Annotated in this window: 4 protein-coding genes; all 4 read right to left on the bottom strand. The window is 54.5% G+C overall.

Annotation, left to right across the window (positions count from 1 at the left end):
- Nucleotides 1-104: 104 nt before the first annotated feature.
- Nucleotides 105-311, bottom strand: a complete 207-nt coding sequence (locus J7M22_00820; protein MCD6505141.1) for a tyrosine-type recombinase/integrase — start codon at nucleotides 309-311, stop codon at nucleotides 105-107.
- A gap of 124 nt (nucleotides 312-435) precedes the next feature.
- Nucleotides 436-1,746: a hypothetical protein gene (locus J7M22_00815; GenBank protein MCD6505140.1), complete on the bottom strand. Its 1,311-nt coding sequence runs from the start codon at nucleotides 1,744-1,746 to the stop codon at nucleotides 436-438.
- 164 nt (nucleotides 1,747-1,910) lie between these two features.
- Nucleotides 1,911-2,741, bottom strand: a complete 831-nt coding sequence (locus tag J7M22_00810; protein MCD6505139.1) for a class I SAM-dependent methyltransferase — start codon at nucleotides 2,739-2,741, stop codon at nucleotides 1,911-1,913.
- A gap of 24 nt (nucleotides 2,742-2,765) precedes the next feature.
- Nucleotides 2,766-3,077: an iron-sulfur cluster assembly protein gene (locus J7M22_00805; GenBank protein ID MCD6505138.1), complete on the bottom strand. Its 312-nt coding sequence runs from the start codon at nucleotides 3,075-3,077 to the stop codon at nucleotides 2,766-2,768.
- Nucleotides 3,078-3,223: the final 146 nt, after the last annotated feature.

Here is a 3,223-nt window from a genome sequence, read left to right as displayed (position 1 = left end):
CTCCTCTGATATGAGGTGGTGGGGAGCTGATGCTCCCCTCAATTTTAGCTGATTCCTTCCCTCTGTTTCCACCTTAATCCTCTGTCCAAAAATTGGGGGGAACTTCACAACATGTCAAGGAGACTTCTGATCTTACTCAAATCTTTATCACTGACATGAGTATAGATTTCCGTCGTTTTTGAATGCTTATGTCCCAATAGTTCTTGGATGTATCTTAGATCAACTCCACTTTCAAGCAGATGAGTAGCAAATGAGTGACGCAGAGAGTAAGCTGTAGTTAAGGAGATTTGACCAAACACTCCCCCTCCGATCCCAGCCCTATTCTACCAAATCTACCTCTCTCTTTCAAGTTCATCTCTCCCCTCCAGCTTTGCTCGAACTCCAAATCCCGGCGCGCATGTAAATCACTTCACTTAAGCTCGATGACGGCGTCTATCAAACCTGAATTCCGAACATCTGACAGTACGCACGGAGCTGACGTTCGTGATCTCCGTAGAAGAATACCTGATGGAAACCCTTCACGTCAACGGCCTCGGAAACTCCATCCACCTCCACCATCACCGACGTGACACATCCCCCCGCCGGCGGCACGGACACATTGTCCACGACCTTGCCGGAGTATATTAGCATCCTCTCCGGTCCCGCAAAACCAGCTATCGTTATCTCCTGTCCCTCCCGCCAGATCACCTGCGGTGCGACGCCGGTTCGGGAGTGATGACACCGTAGGTTGAACGGTTCCGATCTTTTTCCAAATCCGTTCAGCCTTGTCGGACTGCTACAGTGTGCCCCTATCAGAAGGTTCCGCACGGTCTCTGGCACGGGGTCCTGCTGAAATCCGGGCTTGTCGAAGAGGTATCGCACGAGCATCAGGGTCAGCGTGGCGTTCAGATCGGCCTCACACCCGGCGGGGATCCCCTCGTCGTTGAGCTTCGACCAGGCGATGCACGGCACCGGTATTCGCCCCCTGCTTGCCGGTCCGAGACAGTCCATGGTGATGGCGTCCCCACCCTCTCTCTCGAGTATCCGTCTGGCGGCGACGTAGGTCTTGGCGGCGTTGATCAGATCGTCCCTTGAGGGCTCAACCACCTTTTGAGCCCGTCTCATATACTCCTGAGCTATAGCCCTCACCTCCTCCGTTTCGCCGACCTTATCGTATTCGAGTCCGAACTCCTCCACGGGAAGTATCCTCAGCTTGGTTCCCAGATGCTCAACCTCCCTCTCCGAAGCTTTGTCGCCCCTTAGGACGATCAACCGGCTTTCGCTCATCTGTTTATGGGCCTTGATCATCCTCAATCCGTATTTCACGGCCTCGAAATCGAGGGAGGATACCACATAAGCTCCCATTTTCCTCGCCGGCTCACGGACGTTTGTGGTGAAGGCCGTGCCGATCGGGGCGAAGACTATCGTCGGCACGCCCGTCCCGATGACCTTATTCGCCGTGGGCCATGCGTGCCGCTGTCTATCCAAAAGCACGACGAGGGCGCCGTCCGGACGCTCGGCTGAAAGCCGTGAGACGAAATCGTCTGCGGCCTCATCGTTGTAGATGGGCTGAGGGTTTATCTCGGCATCTATCCCCAGCTCCTCCGCCGTCTCGCGGATCTGCCGCATGTAGGTTTTAAGCGCCGCCTCGCCGTCATATATCGCCCCAGGCCAACCGAAGCCGTAGTCCTCCTCCCGCCGCACGAAGATCACCTTCACGCGCGGCACCGCCTGATGACCGGGCGCCGTTTTGATAATACCTCCCATCTTCTTCCTCCTGGACTCTTAATCCGTTACACGTTCAACGTTATAACGTTCCTATAGTTTGGATATCTCCGCCACGTTCAGCGTTAAAGATATCCTGGAAATACCTTTCTTCCCCGTTTACTCGGCTCACGTTGGTCTCCGCGCCTCTATGACGCAGAAATCGTTCATCTGCAGAAATCGTTCATCTCATGTATCTTGATCCCAACATATCCGCACCCGGGGAGGATCTCCTCCCACTCCTCCCTTGAAAGGGCCAGGAACGAGTGGAATCCGTGGGCGAAAAACGCCTTCAACCCGACCAGGAAGTCGGAGACGACGAGGAGCCCTCCCCTTTTCAGAAGCCTATAGATGGAGCAGATGCATTCCCTCCGCCCCTTCATGCAATGTATGGCCTGGCTGGATACAACGTAATCGAAAGTTTCCTCCATCCCCAGCTCTCTCACATCGGCCACCTGGAATTCGAGATTGGGGTTGCCCCTGGCCCTCTCGGACGCCTTCTTGATGCTGTCTCTGGAGTAATCGAACTCGCTCGAGTCTATCCCCAGCACCTTAAACCCGGCCTCGGCCAGCTTGAAGGCGAGATAACCCTCGCCCGTCCCGACATCCAACACGTATCTCTCACCCGCGTTTTCGCCGGCATCCGAGGTGAGGATCGAGATAAGCTTAGCTGTTGCCTCCTTCGAGTTCTTGACCTGCCCTTTAAGCTCGTTCATCCTCTGAAGGGCTTTTCGTCCCTCCTCCGTGAGGATGAACCTGTCACCTTCCACCGCGCTTATCCGTCCGTCCCTTAGGAGCGTTTGGAGAACCTGATTCAGCTCCTCCCCGTCGATGAGGAGCGAGCTTCCGGGGCGGAACCTCTCGTTATCGGAACTTCTCTCCCTGATCGTCCCGATCATCTCCTCTTTCGTCATCGGGCCCTCATCCAGCATCAGGGGAAGGTAGTATTTGAGGAATTCCCTTATTCCGGCTCCCCTCCTGGCCTTTGGAGAGCTCATGGCAGCACCTCCCCTCGCTTCAGATCATATAGGTCCTATCCATCCCTCCCTGGCCATCTTGAAGAAATTGGCTTTCTCCTCGGGGGTCATCTCCACGAACTCCACCTTAACCTTCAGCTCGCCGCTCGATTCCGATACGGCATCGATCACCATTTGAGCGAGGTAATCCTGAATGGGGACGGTCGGAAACGGGAGAGCCATCGTGACCGTGACCGTCCCACCATCGACCTCCACATCTCTGATCATCCCCAGCTCAACGAGAGTCCTCGCTATTTCGGGATGTCTGACTTTCTTTAACGTTTCAAGGACCTCTTCCCTCGATATAGATTCAGACATCGTTCACCTCCTAATAGATTCGCTCATATTATCGCCAAGTGTAGCGGAGATCCGAGAAGCCAGAAATGTTTATTTCTCAGTGTTAGAAGGAGACGGGAAACAGGAAGCAGGAGGCAGGGGAAAATCTATATTCCTGTCTCCTGTTT

It is taken from the genome of Candidatus Poribacteria bacterium, assembly GCA_021162805.1.
Taxonomy (GTDB): domain Bacteria; phylum Poribacteria; class WGA-4E; order B28-G17; family B28-G17; genus JAGGXZ01.
This window is presented reverse-complemented; position numbering and strand designations above follow the sequence as displayed.